Source organism: Flavobacterium sp., assembly GCF_028689845.1.
GTDB lineage: Bacteria > Bacteroidota > Bacteroidia > Flavobacteriales > Flavobacteriaceae > Flavobacterium.
Genome location: NZ_JAQVCH010000001.1, coordinates 157,939 through 178,549, shown reverse-complemented (window position 1 = coordinate 178,549; position 20,611 = coordinate 157,939). Strand labels below are relative to the sequence as shown.

At 34.3% G+C, this 20,611-nt stretch carries 16 protein-coding genes; 7 read left to right on the top strand and 9 right to left on the bottom strand.

Features of this window, described 5'->3' with window-relative positions:
• The first annotated feature begins 149 nt into the window (after positions 1–149).
• The gene (locus PHR76_RS00660) at positions 150–734 is read left to right on the top strand and encodes an OmpH family outer membrane protein (RefSeq protein ID WP_300057226.1); all 585 of its coding nucleotides are present in this window, start codon (positions 150–152) and stop codon (positions 732–734) included.
• Between the two features lie 110 nt (positions 735–844).
• The gene (locus PHR76_RS00655) at positions 845–3,115 is read left to right on the top strand and encodes a helix-turn-helix domain-containing protein (protein ID WP_300057224.1); all 2,271 of its coding nucleotides are present in this window, start codon (positions 845–847) and stop codon (positions 3,113–3,115) included.
• On the opposite strand, the gene PHR76_RS00650 is transcribed toward PHR76_RS00655, so the two are convergent.
• Positions 3,116–3,499, bottom strand: a complete 384-nt coding sequence (locus PHR76_RS00650; RefSeq protein WP_300057221.1) for a DoxX family protein — start codon at positions 3,497–3,499, stop codon at positions 3,116–3,118.
• Between the two features lie 4 nt (positions 3,500–3,503).
• Positions 3,504–4,652, bottom strand: coding sequence for a DNA polymerase III subunit delta' (locus PHR76_RS00645; protein WP_300057219.1), 1,149 nt, complete (start codon positions 4,650–4,652; stop codon positions 3,504–3,506).
• A 221-nt stretch (positions 4,653–4,873) separates the two neighbouring features.
• On the opposite strand from PHR76_RS00645, the gene PHR76_RS00640 reads away from it, so the two are divergent.
• From PHR76_RS00640 to PHR76_RS00620, 5 genes are all read left to right on the top strand, one after another.
• Positions 4,874–6,619: a hypothetical protein gene (locus PHR76_RS00640; RefSeq protein WP_300057217.1), complete on the top strand. Its 1,746-nt coding sequence runs from the start codon at positions 4,874–4,876 to the stop codon at positions 6,617–6,619.
• A gap of 87 nt (positions 6,620–6,706) precedes the next feature.
• Positions 6,707–7,894, top strand: a complete 1,188-nt coding sequence (locus PHR76_RS00635; RefSeq protein ID WP_300057214.1) for a phosphoglycerate kinase — start codon at positions 6,707–6,709, stop codon at positions 7,892–7,894.
• Positions 7,895–7,992: 98 nt separating this feature from the next.
• Positions 7,993–9,927 (top strand): LysM peptidoglycan-binding domain-containing protein, encoded by a 1,935-nt coding sequence (locus PHR76_RS00630; RefSeq protein ID WP_300057212.1) that lies wholly within the window; start codon positions 7,993–7,995, stop codon positions 9,925–9,927.
• A gap of 29 nt (positions 9,928–9,956) precedes the next feature.
• Entirely contained in the window at positions 9,957–10,928 is a 972-nt protein-coding gene (locus PHR76_RS00625) for a DUF4837 family protein (RefSeq protein ID WP_300057209.1), read from the top strand.
• 33 nt (positions 10,929–10,961) lie between these two features.
• Positions 10,962–11,408, top strand: coding sequence for a GNAT family N-acetyltransferase (locus PHR76_RS00620; RefSeq protein WP_300057206.1), 447 nt, complete (start codon positions 10,962–10,964; stop codon positions 11,406–11,408).
• Positions 11,409–11,448: 40 nt separating this feature from the next.
• On the opposite strand, the gene PHR76_RS00615 is transcribed toward PHR76_RS00620, so the two are convergent.
• The 7 genes from PHR76_RS00615 to PHR76_RS00585 form a co-directional block, all read right to left on the bottom strand.
• Positions 11,449–12,381 carry a c-type cytochrome gene (locus tag PHR76_RS00615; protein WP_300057204.1) on the bottom strand — a complete coding sequence of 311 codons (933 nt, stop codon included), beginning with the start codon at positions 12,379–12,381 and terminating at the stop codon, positions 11,449–11,451.
• Positions 12,382–12,637: 256 nt separating this feature from the next.
• A complete protein-coding gene (locus tag PHR76_RS00610) occupies positions 12,638–13,462 on the bottom strand; it encodes an OmpA family protein (RefSeq protein WP_300057202.1) in 825 nt (274 codons plus the stop codon).
• Entirely contained in the window at positions 13,459–15,096 is a 1,638-nt protein-coding gene (locus tag PHR76_RS00605) for a S41 family peptidase (protein ID WP_300057200.1), read from the bottom strand. The genes PHR76_RS00610 and PHR76_RS00605 overlap by 4 nt, the downstream gene beginning before the upstream one ends.
• Before the next feature lie 5 nt (positions 15,097–15,101).
• Entirely contained in the window at positions 15,102–15,911 is an 810-nt protein-coding gene (locus tag PHR76_RS00600) for a DUF4349 domain-containing protein (RefSeq protein WP_300057198.1), read from the bottom strand.
• Between the two features lie 67 nt (positions 15,912–15,978).
• Positions 15,979–16,353, bottom strand: coding sequence for a ribonuclease P protein component (gene rnpA / locus PHR76_RS00595; RefSeq protein ID WP_300057196.1), 375 nt, complete (start codon positions 16,351–16,353; stop codon positions 15,979–15,981).
• Between the two features lie 64 nt (positions 16,354–16,417).
• Positions 16,418–18,652 (bottom strand): tetratricopeptide repeat protein, encoded by a 2,235-nt coding sequence (locus PHR76_RS00590; protein ID WP_300057194.1) that lies wholly within the window; start codon positions 18,650–18,652, stop codon positions 16,418–16,420.
• A gap of 69 nt (positions 18,653–18,721) precedes the next feature.
• Entirely contained in the window at positions 18,722–20,605 is a 1,884-nt protein-coding gene (locus tag PHR76_RS00585) for a M1 family metallopeptidase (RefSeq protein ID WP_300057192.1), read from the bottom strand.
• Positions 20,606–20,611: the final 6 nt, after the last annotated feature.

Genomic DNA, 20,611 nt, shown 5'->3' with positions numbered 1-20,611 from the left:
TAAAAGAGCCTTTTCTGATTGCTGTAACTTATAAAAATCAGGTTCGTAATCAATTTTTATTATACTAGCTTTTTTTGTTGTAAAAAACGTGTTTGTTAGTTCAGTCGGAATTACTACTTTTACCAAAATTTAAACAATAGATTAATAGAATGAAAAAATCAATTTTAGTGTTCGCTTTATTTTTAGCTTTAGCTTCTTGTGAGAAATCGGCAGATCAAAAAGTATTTAAAACGGCTTATGTAGACACCTCACTTTTGATGGAGGAATATACAGAAGCAAAAGATATTGAAGCAAAGTATAAAACAAAAGGAGAGGAAATGGGCAAACAATTAGAGGCAGAAGTAGCTCGTTTTAGAACAGAAGCTTCTAGTTTTCAAAAAAATGCTCAAACTTATGGTCCACAATGGGCTCAACAAAAAGGAGCTGAGTTACAGAAAAAAGAACAAGAATTAACCTATGCGCAACAAGCTATCTTACGTCAATTACAAGAAGAAAGCGGAAAAGAAATGGATACACTTGTGAAGGATGTAAAGAAGTTCATCAAAGATTATGGCAAAGAAAAGGGCTATGATTATATTTATGGAACGGGTGATGCTGCTTCTGTTTTATATGCCAAAGATGAATTTGATGTAACGAAAGAAATGATTAAATTATTAAACGATAAATACAAATCAACTTCAACTTCCGAAGCTAAAAAAGAAGACAATACCACAGCTAAGAAAGAAGAAAAATAATAAAAAAACCAATTCATTGTTTAAAACCTCTCCAAGCGAGAGGTTTTTTTTATTTCTTTTTTTGCTATTACATAAATTTTTGTATTTTCACTTCTTAAATTAAACGCCAAATGGAAATTACAAAAGATGCACGCCATGTTCTTCAGTTCATCAATCAAACGCAACAATCTATTTTCCTTACGGGAAAAGCTGGAACTGGGAAAACGACTTTATTACGTATAATTATTGAGACTACGCACAAAAACACCGTAGTAGTAGCTCCTACAGGAATTGCCGCTTTAAATGCGGGCGGAGTCACTATTCACTCAATGTTTCAACTGCCGCTTTGCGGATTTATTCCCGAATATCAAGCCTCCGTTTCGATTTCCAATTATCAAAAATTCGAAACTAAAAATACGATCGTTAAACACTTTAAGATGAGTGGTCAAAAGAAAAATGTACTCCAAAACATGGAACTTTTGATTATCGATGAAGTGAGTATGTTACGAGCTGATTTATTAGACGCCATTGATTTTACTTTACGAAAAATTCGAAAAAATGATGTTCCTTTTGGCGGAGTTCAATTGCTTTTTATTGGTGATTTACAGCAATTGCCTCCGGTTGTCAAAAACGAAGAATGGCAAACGTTACGCAATTATTACCGGGGTATTTTCTTTTTTAATGCTCGCGTTATTCAGGAACAACCGCCCTTATATGTAGAGTTATCTAAAATATTCAGACAATCTGACGAGCGTTTTATTGGGGTTTTGAATAACTTGAGAAATAATCAAGTATCGCAACTTGATGTTACACTTTTAAACCAGTTTGTACAGCCTGATTTTGACCTTAAAAAGAATAAAGGTTACATCACCCTAACCACGCATAATGCCAAAGCAGATCAGTTAAATTATGCTTCTTTAAATGAAATTTCAGAAAAAGCACGTTATTATAAAGCAGAAATCTTAGCTGATTTTCCAGAAAAAATTTATCCAGTAGAAGCGGTTTTAGAATTGAAAGTAGGGGCTCAAATTATGTTTATTAAAAACGATTTGTCGCCAGAAAAAAAATATTTCAACGGAAAAATGGGCTTTATCAAATCACTTTCTGAAGCCGAAATATTAGTTTTTTTCCCAGAAGAAAATAAAACCATTGAAGTAGAAAAATACGAATGGAAAAACATTCGCTATTCGGTAAATGCCACTACCAAAGAAATTGATGAAGAAGTAATTGGAACTTTTGTGCATTATCCTATCAAATTAGCATGGGCTATTACGGTACATAAAAGTCAAGGACTCACTTTTGAGAAAGCGGTTTTAGATGTTTCTCAAGTGTTTTTACCTGGTCAAGCCTATGTGGCGTTGTCGCGACTTCGTTCATTAGACGGTTTGATTTTGTTAAAACCCATTCAAATGAATGGCATTTCTAATGATGAGAATGTTATGCAATATGCTGAAAATAAAGCAGATGAACAAAAAATAATCGAATCGTTACAACACGGAACTAAACAGTTTATTCATCAGTACATTAAAAATAGTTTTGATTGGGTAAACTTAGCTCAAGAATGGCGAAATCACCGCTTTAGTTATCTTGAAAATACAGAAAAGTCTGAGAAAACAAAACATCAGAAATGGGCAGAAGCACAAGAACAACTCATCAGTGAATTAGTAGAACCTTCCAAAAAATTTAGGATACAATTAGACCGTTTGTTTTTGGCCGAAACCGTTTCTTATTCTTTTATAGAAGAACGTTTGGCAGCTGCTTATGCTTATTTTTATCCGAAGTTAGACCAGATTTTGTTTGATTTATTATTCAAAATGGAAGAAATCAAACGGATTAAACGGGTGAAAGAATATTATCAAGAACTATATGATTTAGAAGAAAAATTAACCACCACTATTTTGCGATTATTAAAAGCGGTTAAGCTTTTAAAAACAATGATGAATGGTGATGAAATCAATAAAGTAAACCTTTCTTCAGACACGATTCGCTTCTATAAAACAGAAAAATTAAACGAAGTGCTAGCTCATTTTAAAAAGGTTAATCAAGATTTAATAGAAGATGAGTTAGAAAATCAGTACGATTATTTACCGAAAAAGAAAAAAGCTAAAACAGATAAAAAATCAACGTTGCAAGAAACGTTAGAATTGTGGCAACAACAAAAAACCATTTCCGAAATTGCAAAAATACGATTGCTAACCACTCAAACCATCTATGGTCATTTGGGCAAATTAATTCAAGCAGGAACAATTGAAATTCAAGAAGTAATGCCAGGCGATAAGATAGAACAACTTACGGAAGCTTTCTATGGCTACAAAGAAGAAAGCTTAAATAGCTTAAAAGAACAAGTTGGCGACCGATTCACATGGGATGAATTGCGTTTGTTTAAAGCGAGTTTAAACTAATTAATTCAACCAAAACACTGCTAAAACAGAAGGAATATAGTAGATAACAATTGTTCGAGCTCCATCGTAATCTTTCGCTAATCGTTGGCCAAAAAGCAAGAGAGCCAAAATAATACAACTCAATACGGCAGCATAAAATCCGTAAACGCGTTCACCATTATAAAGCAGTTGAACCATCCCTGCAATAGCCAAAATACCCGTAATTAATTCTAAAATTAAAATTACAGCCAAGACAAACGGCACGCTATTTTTTAAAAATGTTTTCGAAAAATGACTGTTTAACCAATTGACGTTGTCTTTCCAATAGAATAATTTATCATAGCTAGATTGCAAATAAGTAATAGTTAACAATAATAAGATAAAAAAAGAAGCAGGATTATTCATGGGGTTATTTTTTATGAATTAAACGAGTCAGTTTGATAGACAAATCCGTTAAAATTATTTTTGCATTGCCATTGCGTTCAATGTGATAAATGGCATCATTCAATTCTTGATAAATCGCTATAATATTGTTTCCATTGACAAACGGAGCAAAGTTTTCTAGTTTGAATTTTTCCACTTTTGGTTCTAAATAAACCAATTCCGTAGCTTGATAATTTAATAATAACGCTTGGCGAAACATTTCTAAACAATACGTCAAAAATTTCTTTTGGGCTTCTCGACCAATTTTGGCAATCTCCTCACTCCATTCAATTAATTCATGAATAGCAGCAGCATTTCCTTTCGCTTTAAAGGCAGCACGAACCCAAATGACAAACCATTGTTCAAAAGGCAATTCTTCGTCATTATCGCTTAGTAATTTTAAGGCTTTGTTATAATTTCCTTGAGCTTGATGAGCAATCTTCAAAGCTTCTTTTGAATCTAGTTTTTGACGTGATACTAAGGCATCCGCAATTAATTGTTCGGGTAGGCGGTTGAACTCTAGTAGTTGGCAACGCGAACGAATGGTTTGTATCAAATCTTCTTCGTTTTCAGTGATCAAAATAAAAACCGTTTTGTCATTAGGCTCTTCTAAAATTTTGAGTAGTTTATTAGACGCCTCAATATTTAATTTTTCGGCCATCCAAATAATCATGACTTTATAGCCACCTTCATACGATTTTAAAGAAAATAGCCGTAAAATTTCTTGAGCGTCGTCTACTCTAATTTCACCTTGTTTGTTTTTAACGTCTAATATTTTATACCAATCAAATAAACTGCCGTAATAATTTTGATTCAAAAATTCTCGCCATTCCTTTCCGAAATCCATGCTTTTAGGTTTCTTTTTTACATCTTCTGTTGTAACTGTTGGAAAAATAAAATGTAAATCAGGATGACCAAAATGATTGAATTTTAAATTACACGCCTCATTTCCTCCCGAATTTTCTGATCCGGTATTGGCACACAACAAATATTGGGCATAAGCAATGGCCATCGGTAAAGTGCCTGAACCTTCGGGACCTACAAATAGTTGTGCATGTGGAATTCTTCCCAATTGAATACTTTGCATCAAATGGCTTTTAAGATGCTCTTGTCCGATAATCTCTGAAAACTGCATAACGCAAATATAAACTATTTTTTACCTGAAAAAAGAGGAAGATTTAATAGTTTTTGTCTCAAATTCTAATCAAATAATCAAATTCTTTTCCATGTATTCAAAAACACCTTATTTTCTTACTTTAATGGCTAAAAATTAATTTATTCTCGTTCGCCTTTCTTACCTTTGTGGCCAAAATTGTATAAACGCCACGGTTTATATTATTCATAATGAGGAAGTATATGAATCTGAAAAGTTGTAAAAGCATACTTTTAGTTGTTTTTTTTATTTTCTCCGGTTGGAGTCACGCACAGTTAGTAACACCCTTTAAAGAGCGATATAAAGCAAATGTAAAAGGAGACATGACTATTATTGCGAATTCTATTCTTAATAGAATTGATCGGAAAAATTCGACAAACATGCCATTTAACGAAAAATCATTTGAAACGCCATCTAATGATGAAATGGACATGGAATACATTGACATTGACAATGTTGAAGAAACCTTTTCTTCGAGTAGTGCGGCACTTTTTCTAAAAAAAGAAGAAACAAAAAAAATTATTTATGCCGGTTTATATTGGTCGGCGACTTATAAATTTGAAAGTGGCTACAAAAAAGGAGAAGATAAATTTGTTGCTTTTGATAAAGAGAGACATGCTTTTGATGAAATCCTTATAAAATTTCCCACAAAAAATGATTATCAACCCATTAAAGGTGAAGTTATTTTTGACGGAATCAAAGATAAAAATTTTAAAGAAGTGGCTCCTTATGCTGTTTATGCCGACATCACCGATTATGTAAAAGAATTAGAAAATCCGTTTGGATTTTATACCGTTGCCAATGTTAAAGCAACGCAAGGAACACTGATTGGTGGATCTGCCGCAGGTTGGACAATTCTTTTTGTGTATGAAGATTTATCCATGTCTGAAAAGTATATTACCTCTCATGATGGATTTGGTGGAGCTTCAAGCAACAGTATTGATATCTTTTTTAAAAATTTTGAAACCAAAGCAGAAGGCGATGTGGTTGTTAAATTAGCTTGCTCTGCTTTAGAAGGCGATTTAAATGTGGATGGCGATTTGTTGATGTTTAGCTCGTCAACAAACCCAAGTCTTTCCAACATTAAAACATTGACCAGAAAATACAGTAATTTCTTTGATAGTACCATTACGATAGAAGATGAAGATTTTCGCTATCGCATTCCCGACAGTAAAAACACACTCGGTTATGATGCTTTATTGACCACATTATATAATCCAAAAAATTCAAAAATTGGAAACAAAGCAACAGATGCTCGAATTCGATTTAAATCTTCGGGCGATGTTTTTTACCTATTTCATTGTGCGTTAACACTTGAAGTAAAACCATCTCCTATTCAGTTTGACGAACCGGCAGATACAACCAAATTAGTGTATGAAGACAAGAAATTTAAACTGATAGACAAAAAAACAAACAAAGAAATTGTTGCAAAAGCAGAAGAAGTGACGATGCCAGCACCTACAGCAGTAAAAGAAGTCATTCAGCCAGCTGAAAAACCGCTGGCCACACAAACTAAAACCGTTGAAAAACCAACGCCTTTGCCAAGTAAAGAAACGATAGTTCCAATTAAAGCGAGTCAACCCACAAAAAAGGAAGCCGAAACAAAAGTGGTTCAAGTTCCGCAACCTAAAAAAACAACGGATAAACCCAAACCAATGGTAGAACCTTTTTCTAAATCGGTTCAAATCCTAAATAATATTGATGTTCCAAAAGGTTATTATTTAGTCGCCAATGTATTTAACGAACGGGTAAACGCAGCTAAATTTATGATGCGTTTACGCGATGAAGGACTCAATCCGAATTATTTTACGAATCCCGAAAATAATTTTATGTATGTTTATTTGGACTTTGTCAATAGCCGAGAGGCTGCAGAAGCATTGCAACAGAATAAACTAAACAATACTTTTACAGAAGAATTATGGATATTGATTGTCAATATCGAAAAATAATCAAAACCTGATTTATATCAAATTTTAGCAAATTTTAATCTGTTATATTTGTAAAAAATACAGACAAACGACTTAAAAATATAAAACATGAAAACCCTTTCTGATTTTAACTTTAAAGATAAAAAAGCCTTAATCCGAGTTGATTTTAACGTGCCTTTAGACGAAAATTTTAAAGTGACCGATGCCAATCGCATTGAAGCAGCAAAACCTACGATTGATAAAATTTTAGCCGATGGCGGTAGCGTTATTTTAATGTCGCATTTAGGAAGACCAAAAGGAAAAGAAGAAAAATATTCTTTAAAACATATTGTGGATTCCGTGCGTGAAGTCCTAGGCGTTCCAGTTCAATTTGTAGCCGATTGCATAGGCGAAGTAGCAGAAAATGCTGCTAAAAACTTAAAACCAGGCGAAGTATTACTGCTTGAAAACCTGCGTTTTTATAAAGAAGAAGAAGCTGGTGACGTGGAATTTGCTAAAAAACTAGCCTCTTTAGGTGATATTTATGTCAATGATGCTTTTGGAACAGCTCACCGAGCTCATGCCTCTACTACGATTATCGCTCAGTTTTTTCCAAATCATAAATGTTTCGGGTTGCTTTTGGCTAAAGAAATTGACAGTTTAAATCGAGTATTAAACAATAGTGTAAAACCCGTTACTGCAATTTTAGGAGGATCAAAAGTATCGTCGAAAATTACAGTAATAGAAAATATTTTAGACAAAGTAGACCACATGATTATTGGTGGAGGAATGACGTTTACGTTCATTAAAGCCTTGGGCGGATCCATCGGAAATTCTATTTGTGAAGATGATAAATTACAATTGGCCTTAGATATTTTGCATTTAGCGAAAGAAAAAAACGTACAAGTTCATATACCAATGGATGTGGTTGCCGCCAATTCATTTTCTAATGATGCGGACACCCAAGTGATTGATGTGCGAGAAATTCCTGACGGATGGCAAGGTTTAGATGCGGGTCCAAAGTCGCTAGAAAATTTCAAAGACGTCATTATGAACTCAAAAACCATTTTATGGAATGGTCCGTTAGGTGTTTTTGAAATGGAAAAATTTGCACACGGAACCATTGCTTTAGGTCAATATATTGCAGAAGCAACAGCTAATGGAGCATTTTCTTTAGTGGGCGGCGGCGATTCTGTCGCGGCAGTAAAACAATTTGGCTTAGAAGACAAAATGAGCTATGTTTCTACTGGTGGCGGAGCGATGTTAGAAATGTTAGAAGGAAGAACGCTACCAGGAATTGCGGCAATTTTAGAATAAAATCACTTTTAACAATAAATAAACAACAGTTATCGTTGTATATAATTATGTTTGCATATGCGTATAAAGACTTGATAAATAAAAGATTACTTAAACCAATGAATTTACGAAATACCACATTCGCCACCTTGTTCCTTTTTTCTTCCTTGACTTATGCTCAAGAAAGCACGGTGGTTAGCATAAAAGAATCAGCAGACGTTAAGCTTTCTTACCTTGATTCAATTAAGCAAACGTTTGTAAAGCATGAAATTGCAAGTTGTGTAGACGAACGATGGATGACCGAATTGAGCAATCAGGATTTATATAATGAAATGATTGCAGATATTGAAAATTTGAATCCTGATACAAAAGTTGATTATGAACTTTCTACCGAATTATTAAAACAACGTTTAAAGATTCTTGATGATAAATCGGCTTTTCATATTGAATATAACCAAGGCTTAGAAAACATTATCAAGCACTATTTAAAAAACAGAAGTAGAGCTTATGAACGTTTAATGGCTCTATCGCAATATTATTTTCCAATATTCGAAGAGTCATTGGCCAAATATAATGTGCCATTAGAAATAAAATATTTAGCGGTTGTGGAATCGGCTTTAAATCCGTTAGCGGTTTCTAAAGCAGGAGCAACAGGTTTATGGCAGTTTATGTATGCCACCGGAAAACAATATAATTTAGACATTACTACTTATACAGACGAACGTAGCGACATGCTTAAAGCAACCGAAGCGGCGTGTCAATATATGGTGAATATGTATGCTATTTTTGGCGATTGGGATTTGGTTTTAGCTTCCTATAACGCAGGTCCAGGAAATGTATCAAAAGCAATTCGTCGCTCAGGCGGTAAACAGAATTATTGGAATATTCGTCCCTATTTACCAAAAGAAACACAAGGATATGTGCCTGCTTTTATTGCAACGATGTATGTCTTTGAATTCCATAAAGAACATGGAATTAAACCGAATAAGCCGATTGTCAATCATTTTGAAACCGATACCATCATGGTAAAAAACAAAATGACATTTAAGCAGCTGTCTGATTTGTTGAGTATTTCTGAAGATCAAATTCGGTTTTTAAATCCGCAATACAAAAGAGATTTAGTTCCTTATCAAGCTAATAAAAATCATTATTTACGACTCCCATTAGACAAAATAGCTGTTTTTACTTCCAATGAAAGTCAAATTTATGCTTATGCTGCACATGAGTTTGATAAAAGAGAAAGACCTTATTCTTCTTCGGATGTTGCTCAAAACACAGGAATTGTTTCTAAAACAAAATACCATAAAGTAAAAAGAGGGGAATCGTTAGGGCTTATTTCTAATAAATATGGCGTTTCTGTAGCAGAACTAAAAAAATGGAATCATTTGCGTTCTAATACCATCACCACCGGAAAAAGCTTAAAAATTGTTACTGAAGAACGCGTAGTCGTGGCTCCTAAAAAAGAAGAGGAAGTTAAACCGAAAACAGTTGTGGCTTCTGCCGATTCGATAAAGACTAAAGCTGCAAAAATTAAAGATACTGCAAAAACCCATTTAGTAGTAAAAGGAGATAACCTTTCTATTATTGCTCAAAAATATGAGGTTACAAAAGCAGACTTAAAAGAATGGAATAATTTAGAGGATGACAACATCAAATTAGGAACGAGTTTAATTGTTTCAAATCTGCCCACTGAGAATTTTGAAGAATACATTGTACAAAGTGGTGATAACTTGAGTACCATCGCCAAAAAATATGAGGTTTCTTTAGAAGATTTAAAACAATGGAATGAACTAGATGATTCTTCTATTTTAACCGGCAGTACGCTTCGAATTTTGCAACCTGAAAAAGAAGAAATTGTTGTCGAAGTAAAAAATTCAAAAGTAGAAAAACACATCACATATAAGAAAGAAAACACCTACACGGTTAAAAAAGGTGATTCATTATATAGCATTTCTCAAAAAATTAAGGGCGTTACGGTATCCGACTTAAAAAAGTGGAACGGTATTAGCGGTGGTAACATCCAACCGGGAATGAAATTGAAAATTAGCGGATAATTTTTAGTATTTCCACTTAATCGACTATCATGAAAAAAATGTTTTCTCTCTTTTTAGTGGCTCTTTTTTTTATTTCTTGTAAAGAAGAAAACGCAGGAACAGCTTATAAAGATTCGTCTGGAAAAATCAACCATCTTTCAGTTATTATTGACAACCAATTGTGGAATGGGGAAGTAGGCGATAGCATTCGAAATAAATTTGCCGCTCCCGTAGATGGTTTACCACAAGAAGAACCATTGTTTACTATCAAACAATATGCACCAAATCTATTTGAAGGTTTCATGACGAATAGTCGTAATATTTTGGTGGTTTTAAAAAACGAAGATAACGGCTTTGCATTAAAAAAAGACGAATTTGCCAAACCACAAAATGTGGCTCATATTTCGGGCTCTACTATTTCTGAAATCCTAAAACTTTTAGAAGAACATTCAGATGAAATTATTGCCAAATTCAAACAAACGGATATTGCCGAAAACCAACGACGAATCAACAAATCTTTATTAAACGATACTAAAATTGAAAAGACATTTAAAGCCAGTTTAAAACTACCAACGGCTTATCGGTATATTATTGAAGAGAAAAATTTCTTTTGGATTCGAAAAGAACTTACCTCAGGAAATTCAAGTATTTTAATTTATGAAGTGCCGATTACGACCATAGAAAAAGACGAAAACACCTTGTTGAATATCATTCACATGCGGGATTCGATAGGCGAAAAACACATAGAAGGAACCTTGCCAAATACGTTTATGATTACAGAAGCAGCCTATTCACCTTATTTTTCGACTGTGAACTTAAACGGTAAAAAAACATACGAAACCAAAGGAACTTGGGAATTGAAAAATGATTTTATGGCGGGACCATTTATCAATTATGCGATCAAAGACAAAAAAAATAACCGCTTTTTAGTAATTGAAGGATTTTGTTATAATCCATCACAAGCTAAAAGAGATTTAATGCACGAATTAGAATCGATTATCAAGTCGATTAAATTATTATAAAAAATCGAGAGGAAGTGCAGACTTCCTTTTTTTATGGAAATAAAATTCAAAATAAAGCGATTTAACGAACTTTCGTTAAGCGAACTATATGAAGTGCTGAAACTACGAAGCGAAGTCTTTGTGGTGGAACAAAATTGCGTTTATTTAGATATAGATGGTAAAGATGAAAAGGCCCTTCACGTATTAGGCATGTTTGGTGAAGAACTCGTGGCTTATGCACGCATTTTTAAACCGGGTGATTATTTTGAAGAAGCTTCCATCGGACGTGTTCTAGTGAAACAAATCTACCGTAACAAAAAATGGGGCTATGATTTAATGAATGAAGCTATTCGGGCAACCGCAACCGTTTTAAATGAAGCCCAAATAACCATTTCGGCTCAATTGTATTTGCAGCAATTTTATGAAAATGTTGGTTTTGTTCGCACGAGCGATGAATATCTTGAAGATGCTATTCCGCATATTGAGATGAAGAAAAAGTAAATCTAGTTTTAATAACTATAAAAACACGCGTTATGTCTTTTTAAGAACAGTGTTTATGAATATATTCAATTATTGCAGCAGTTTCTTCCTCGGTTATTTTGCTTGCAGGATGACCTTTACTTCCGATTAAAATTTCTGCTAATTCATCCGTAGTAATTGTCTTTGAAAAGTCACTAAGTGCGGGACCAACGGGTTGATTTTTAAGTCTATGGCATGTCCCACATTGATTTCTAAATAGCAACTCTCCCTTTTCAAATAAAGCTTCTTGGGCAATAATACCCATAAGGTTCTGATACACCGTTTGGTCATAGACCGTTTGGTTTTTTGATTTTATTCCGTTATTAACTTCATAAGAATAAACTTTGCTGCCGTTTTCATAAACGACCACATTTTGATTACATTCACATGAACCAATTTCACAAGGAGCAAGGAAAGTGATTTTCTTTTCCACCTCTCCATTTTTAAGGAAATAAGTCGAGGTATCTATCATTTTATTATCTCGATAATGCTCTATTCTTGAAATCTGACCCGACAGATAGAAAGCTTTGAACTCACCGTTTAACATGTTATTTAGGTAGTGCTCTTGAAAAAGTAACTCCCCATTTTTTGTGTAAATGTATGACCAACCTGTTCGTTGATCATTGAGCAGCTGTCTTTTTTGGTTCAATTGGCCTGTTAAAAAATAGGTGAATTCAACCAAGGTATCGTTCTCTTTATATTTAACTAGTTCTTGCATTAATTGGCCGTTATCATAAGACTTTAGCACTTTTCTGTGTTCAACTTTATCAATCGTACAAGAAAGTTGTCCCAAAAAGGCGACTAGTATCAGAAATGTAAATTTTGTTGATTTTTTGAAATTACACACAAATCGACAATCCAAAGTTTTTGTGATTTTTCCGGCGGCTTCATTGCAATAAGATAACAAAAAAACAGTAAAGCATCCTACATTAAGTAACGTATAGATTCGTCTCATTTCAAATGATTTTTAAACCTAGTACAAAGATACTCATTTGTTTAAACGTGGGCATACAAAAGTCTCAAAGGTTCAGAAGAGCGTAAACAGATAAATAGTTCGACTTATAAATGTCTAATTTAACACTGTTTTTTTTAACTTTTACATTTTGGCTGCACCCAAAAGTCTAGATAAATTTAAAATTACATTTTTATAAACGAAATCTACAGGTTTCAAAAAACAACCTGCTCTTTTTGTAGTATGGTAAGTTTGAATCTTACTTTTTCGTAATCACCAACTCCACTCTTCTGTCTAATTCCGGCCCTTTTCCTAATGAAACCGTATTGCCATAGCCTTTATACGTTAAACGATCTTTAGATACTTTTTTGGTAATCAAATATTTATAAACGTTTTCTGCTCGGTTTTGAGACAATTTACGTTTTTTGGTCGCTTTGTCAATTGCCTCTTTGTGATTGGGCGGTGTGCAGCAAACATGACCTTGAATTTCAATATGCAAGTTTTTATACCGATTTAATAATTTGGCCATTTTGTCTAGTTCGTTTTTACATTTTACGGTTAATGTACTGCTACCTCGTTCAAAAAGCATATCCGATAACACAATGCGGTCGCCCACAATATTATCTTTGTTAAACGTTGCATAAACACCCGGAATCTTCAAGTCTTCTTCCGGAATGGGCAATAAATTAATCACTACATCAACACGTCGGTTTTTAGAACGTACTTCGGGTAAATTGTCTACAATATCATCTTCAATTAAAATGCGGCCTTTGCCTTCAATAGTCACAATAATTTTATTGCGAATGCCATTCGCGATAATTTCAGATTTAACATTTTCTGCTCGTTCCGTCGATAATTTCCGATTGTATTCGTCTTTTCCTACATCATCACAATAACCAAAAATTTGAATGCTCTCAATGCGAATACTATCCGTTTTCTTGATAAAATCAACGAGTAAATTGGTTTGTCTCGCTTCAACATCCGATTTGTTGGTGTCAAAATAAATAGATTGTACCAGTTCTTCTTGAGCAAAAAGCGGAAAACTAATCAAAAATACAACAAGTGCGATACTAGATTTTATCATTTTTTAAGTAGTTTGTTATACTCACTTGGATTGGCCAAAAGCGAAGTCGCTTTTTTTACCTCCGAATTGTGTTGGATATAATAATGATACAATCCTTCTTTGTATTGGTAGCGTTTAATCAATTCGTCTAGCAATAATTCTTTGATTTCTGCTTGATTTTTATTCAGTTGAATTTCTTCACTTTTACGTAAAGCAGTCATTAAATTATCATATTCTGTTTTGATATTTTGGTCTATTTTTTCTTTTTCGGCTAATTCAAAGGTTTTTTTGAGTTGTTTTTCGGTTTCGGTATCAAACGAAAAATTTTCTTTCTTTAAATAAGCTTTAAAATCAGCAAAATCGCCATCGGTAAGCGTTGGAATTTTTGTGCCAAGCGAGGGATTCTTAAAATAATAAATCGTTGCAAAGTTGAAAATCGCATCGTTTTTTTGCAATGCTTCTGCAATAGCACTCAACTTGGTTTCTTCTAATTCTACATCGGGTTGAATACCACCACCGTCATAAACCGTTCGTCCTTTACTTGTTTTAAAAGCGTTGTAGTTTTTGGCGTCGGTTTTTATGGCTTTTCCTTCGGAATCTTTTTTAGAATAATCTAAGGCTTGAATGCATCGACCAGAAGGAGTATAGTACCTAGAAATGGTTACTTTAACTTGTGTTCCATACGTTAAATCTAACGGGCGTTGCACAAGGCCTTTTCCAAAACTTCGGCTTCCAACCACTACGGCTCGATCTAAATCTTGTAAAGCTCCCGAAACAATTTCACTCGCCGAAGCACTTTTTCCATCTACCAAAACCACTAACGGAATATCTAAATCGATAGGTTCACGCATCGTTTTATAGGTTTGGTTGTGTTTTTCTATTTTCGATTTGGTAGTCACAATTACTTCGCCTTTTGGGACAAAAAGATTGCAGATATTTACCGCTTCGTTAAGTAATCCACCTGGATTTCCCCGTAAATCTAAAATGATTTTTTCTGCTCCTTGTGATTTTAATTCTAATAAAGCCGCTTGTGTTTCAAAAGTTGCTTTTCGATTAAATTGCGAAAGCACAATGTAGCCCGTTTTTTCGTCTACTTTTCCAAAATACGGAACCGCTTTTACTTCTACTTCGTCTAAAATTAGGGTAGTCGTGTTTGGTTTTCCTTGACGAAGAAATTTCACTTCTATTTTAGCATTTTTTGCTCCTCGCATCAAAGCAGAAGCATCTTCTTTGTAATCTTTAAGTTGGATATCGCCAATTTGAATAATCTCATCACCCGCTTTTAAACCGGCTTTATCGGCTGGATAATCTTTATACGGTTCTTTGATGATAATTTTTCCTTCTTTTCGAGTAATCATGGCACCAATGCCTGTATATTCACCTGTATTGTTGATTTTAAAACGAACCACATCGGCTTCGTTAAAATAGTTGGTATACGGATCTAAATCGGCCAACATGCTTTTTATGGCCTTATCCATCATGTCTGCTGGATTGGTTTCGTCTACATAATTCATGTTGACGGTTTTAAACAAGTTGGTAAAAATTTCGATTTGTTTGGCAATTTCAAAAAAATCCTGTTTAAAACTGACTCCGACAAATAAAAATAGCGATAAGAAAACCGGGATTATATAGCGTTTTTTTAATTTTTTGAACATGTTTTTTATTGTTTTTTCTTTTTTAATTGACGTTTAATCACAAAGATTAAGGCCACTAAAATAAGGATAAATGGCCAAATATGAAGTAATCCGATAAAGAAACTCGAAATTCCGTTCCAGCCCGATTTTACAGCATTCCACATTTTTGAGCCATAAGAAACCGTGGCGTCTTCTGATTGGGCTACTTTTTTATAAAATTCGATATTCACCGTGCTCAATGAAACCCGATTTTGTAAGTAGTTTAATTGTCCTTCTTTGGCTTCAATTTCTTCACGGATGATAGATAATTCTTTTTCAATTTCAAGAATTTCCGATACTTTGTTCGCTTTTTGCAATAAAGCCAAATAGCGTTCTTCTAAGATTTTTTTAGCTTTTAGACGAGCTTCAATATCGATAAATTCGGCCGTTACGTCTTTGGCAGAAATTTCTTTTCGGTCAAAATAAGCGACTCCTTTTCCGATATCGGCTAAAAAAGCATCAAATGCCGCAGTTGGAATCCGAACCGTTAAATTTCGATAAATCGAGTTGTAATCCTTGCCTTCTGTATCGCTTTGCAAAAAGGCTTTATGTTTAACAATCGCCGAAGTTACTTGTTGATAGGTTGCTTGCAAATCTTGTGTTTCAAAGTGAAGCGTACTTTCTTTTATGATTTTTTGTTCGGTTTCTACTTCAAAATTTTCCACACTTTTCGGTTCTTCCAAAGCGACAGCAATGTCTTCAACGGCATTTTCGGAGTCATAAACATTACTATTGGGATTTCCGCCACACATCAGCGGAAGCACCAAAAACGATAGATAAGCAAGAACTATTTTCATAACAACAGGAATTTACAATTAAAAACGAAAAATCATCAAAAATCGTACAACAAGAATTGAACCACTTTTATTTTTGAATTTCAAGCAGAAATTTTTCAAAAAGCAATTTCGTTTTTTCATTCATTTCTGTAAATGACATCTTGTCTTTTGATTGATAAAAAAACATCATGACATATGGCTTTTCTAAGTTATCTAACAAAAGAGCTTTGTTTAACCGATAACATTCTCTCAATACTCGTTTGAAATAATTACGGTCAACGGCTTTCTTAAAATGTTTTTTAGAAACTGAAACGCCAAACTTAATTTTCTCGTCGTTTTCAAGCTCGACAGGGACATAAACTAACCGTAACGGATATTTAGAAACCGATTTTCCTTCTGCAAAAAGTAAATCAATCAGCTTTTTGCTTTTTAGTTTTTCGTGTTTGGGATAGGAAAATGACATGTCAATTCAATTGCTAAAGCAACAAAGGTAAACAGATGCTTTTAACTAGCTGTTTTTTCGTTTTTTATTTTTCGTTCTTTGGTAAATTTCCTTGAATAAAGCTTTCTAAAACACTTCGTTCCTTAAAATTTGGGTATTTTTTCAAAATTTGAATAGCTGCTTGCTTTGCTTTTTCGATATTTTGATTGGTGATGTAAAATTGAAATAACTCTACATCATATTCTTCAATTAGTGGAAAGTTTTGAACTAACTCTTTAAAATAACGTTCCGCCTTTGGTTTTTGGTCTAAATAGGCATAAATCTTTGCTAAGTTTAACGTTATTCTATCATTAGGATTAATAGTCGCTTTTGCCTTTTCTAAATAGATAACAGCTTTATCATAATCGCCATATTCTGCAATTAATAAACCTATATCAAACAGGGCTTGTTTGTCTTTTGGATTTTTTTGAAGATACGATTCTAAAACAACTACAGCTTCTTTCTTTTGATTTGTTTCGCCGTAGAGATAGGCCAAATTATAATAGGCTTGCATAAATTCCTTATCCTGAGCAATGGTTTGCTGGTAATAATTTGTTGCTTTTGGATAATTATTTTGACTGTAATAGTAATTTCCTAAATTGAGTTTAGCATCCGGAAAATCACTATTATAGGTTAGAACAGCTACGTATTCTTTGATTTCTTTTTCAAATAATGTGCGATAGTCTGAGGGTAATAATGTTTTGTTTTCTGCTATTTTAATTGCAGCAGTATTTCGAACTCCCTTAATCGGATCTTTTAATAAAGCGAGAATTTCTTTGCTATTAGAGTCCTCAAAGCGAGAATTAAAAACACTTTGAAATCGCAAAGCTGCATTTTGATGTGATAAAAACGGGTTTAAAATAGCTTGGGCTTGTCCCGGATAATTGATGCGTAACACATCCATCGCTGTTTGTCTAACAATGAGGGGTTTCTTTTCATCGTTAATGATTATTTTGAGTTCACCAACTGCTGCTGGATCTTGCGAATTTGCCTTATGAAACGTAAATCCGTGATGGTCTTGTGCTTTTGGACCGTACCATTTGGTGGTGTTTTCAATTGCCCAATCAACAGTTTTATCGGTGTGACAAGCAGTACAGGCATTGGGAGCATTGGTTACTTTAGAAATATCAGGTCTTGGAATACGAAGACTGTGGTCTCTTCTAAAATGACGACCCATAAAATATTGACCCGGCATGTGACAATCTACACAAGAAGCACCGCCTTTATTTTTGTCATGAAAGTGATGTTTTTTTGAATCATAATCAGCAGGTTCATGACATTGCGTGCACAAGCGATTGTCTTGAAATTTAACTTTTCCGGAATGAACATTATGACAATCAGAGCATTTTACACCATTTTCATGCATTTTACTTTGCATGAAAGAACCGATTTCAAAATCTTCTTCTTTAATTTGACCATCACTGTGATAGTTGGGTGAACCCACTGTGCCGATGGTCATGTGTTCATGTGTTTCGGTCCAAGCGTAGTCATAATCACCAAAAATACTTCTTCTGGAATGGCATCGCACACAGGTTTCTAACTGTGAATGGTTATCACTGTCTTTAAATTTTTTGACAAAACCATAGTTGGCAATGTCTTTATCTTTAGTAGATGCCCATTTTAAGTGGTATTCGGCTGGACCGTGGCAAGCTTCGCAACTTACACTCAACTGACTCCAAGTGGTTTTATAAGAATCGGTTTCAGGATGATAATTTTTTTTTAAATTCGTGGTATGGCATTCTGCACACATGCCGTTCCAATTATAGGCTTGGTTTGTCCAATGTAACCAGTTTTCATGGTCTATACTAAAGTTTTTATACACTTCATCAGACATATAATACCATTCTTTTTTAGCCACATCCCAAGTAAGTGAAAGCACTTGTAATCGGCCGCCTTCAAATTCTACTAAATATTGTTGAATAGGATGATAACCAAAAGTGTATTTTACTTCAAACTCTTCCAAAACACCATTTGGGCCATCGGTTAATACAAAAAAGGCATTTCCTTTTTTGTACATTTTATGAACGAGTCCGTTTCGTTTTAATTCGGCATTGTCAAAATTGGCTAATACCGTTTTTTCATTCGCCTCTAACATCGCCTTAGCGTGATTAGAATCGGACCAATCATTTACTTCATTTTGATGACAACCCACGCAGGATGCATTACCCACAAATTGGCCTTTTGCATTTTGCAAAGCAATGACATCAGTATATTCTTCTGTTTTTTGACAGGAAATAAAACCAAAAAGTAACGAAAAAAGAAGAATGGATTTAACGTTCATAAAATGAATCACTTGATAAAAGAGGGTCAAATCTACTGCTAATTTAAAAAAAAGTAGCTAAATCCGGCATTATTTGTTTTCAAAAACGTTATTTTCTTTGTTAACATCGGCCATTAAACCACTTGGGTCTATGACAATCGATTTAATATTTGCTTTTTCTTGTGAAAGGTTGAATTCATAGGTTGGATAAGCCCAATCCCAATCTTTTAAAACGGTTCGTTTAATTTGCGGATACGGATTTTCTTTTTCCCATCGCATCAGCGGATTAGGAATATAAAAACTTTCTACCGTTCCGTCTTCATAAGCAACTAAAATATCGAGCGGCATAGGCATTCTACCGATGCGTTCTAAAGTCATTTTTCCGTTGTCGCTGATGTTTTTAATTCCGTAATCAATCGTATTGGTGGTTTGTGTCCAATCGACCAAATACCAATCTAAGACTGCTCCAGAAACACGTTCGGCAGTACGTTTAAAATCGTTTGGCGTAGGATGAGTAAATTGATAATCATAGTAAAAACGCTTTAAGGTTTTCATCATATTTTCAATACCAATTACATAACCCAATTGGGTCAGAAAAACAGTTCCTTTGCTATAGGAAGAAATTCCGTACACCATATTTTCATCATAGCGGTCTGCGTGTGTTGATTGCGGCTGCTCTCTTCCTGTACCAACCATATAAAAATAGTTATTGTAGCTACTTAAAAACGGATTTTCATCCTCTTTTTTGTTTTTAGAAGGCATCACTTCAGTCATTGCTAAATCAGAAATAAAGGAAGTAAAACCTTCGTCCATCCACTCATGTTTACTTTCATTTGTGGCCAAAACCTGTTGAAACCACGAATGAGCCATTTCATGGGCGGTAACACCCACTAAACTGCCTAACGAGCGTTTTCCGGTGATGAGCGTACACATGGCATATTCCATTCCGCCATCGCCACCATGAATAACTGAGTATTGTTTATATGGATAGGGACCAATGTTTTTGTTAAAAAAAGAAAGTAATTCGGCTGTTTTCGGCTGCATTGCTTTCCAATTTTCGATAATTTCTTTATCGTTTTTGTAAAAGAAATGTAACTCGACACCGTTTTCTCCGATGATTTTATCGTGAATGTAATTGTTATCGGCACCCCAAGCAAAATCATGTACCATCGGAGCTACAAAATGCCAAGTAAGATTCTTGGTTTTTCTAGCATGTTTTACTTCGACACCTTCGTCTTGATAGCCGTGACCGATTTCATTTTTGTTTAGTAAATAACCAGAACTGCCAATAGTATAGTTTTTATCAAGTGTGATTTTTACATCATAATTTCCCCAAACACCGTGAAATTCTCTGCCAATATACGGGTCGGCATGCCATCCTTCAAAGTCAAATTCGGCCATTTTAGGATACCATTGCGTCATCGATAAGGCAACTCCTTCTGAACTATTTCTGCCAGAACGGCGAATTTGTTCTGGAACTTGTCCGTCAAAATCTAACGTAAAAGTAGTCTTTGATTTTGGTAAAATAGGTTTGACCAAGGTGACCTCTAATATGGTTCCCTCCACTTTTGTAGCAGCAACTACACCTTCTTGTTTAAAATTAGAAATTTTTAAATAGCCAATTTGGTCTGGAGTTAGCGTTGAAATCCGACTTTCTTTGGTTTCTTTTTCGGCAACTTTAAAGCTTTTGACCATTCGTTTGTCTGGATCTTTGATCGTTTGCAAACGAATATCCATTGCACTTCCGGGTTGAAAAGCATTAGGGTATAAATGAAAATAAACCGCTCGAAGCGTATCATTAGAATTGTTGGTATAGGTTACCGTTTGATTTCCTTTATATTGAAAGGTTTTTACGTCCATTTCCAATTCCATTTTATAATCAGCTTGTTGTTGCCAATAGCCAGGATTTGGATTGTTTTGAGCGAAAGAAAGTGTTGAATAGACTAGACTTAAAAGAAATATTGTTTTTTTCATGCTAAA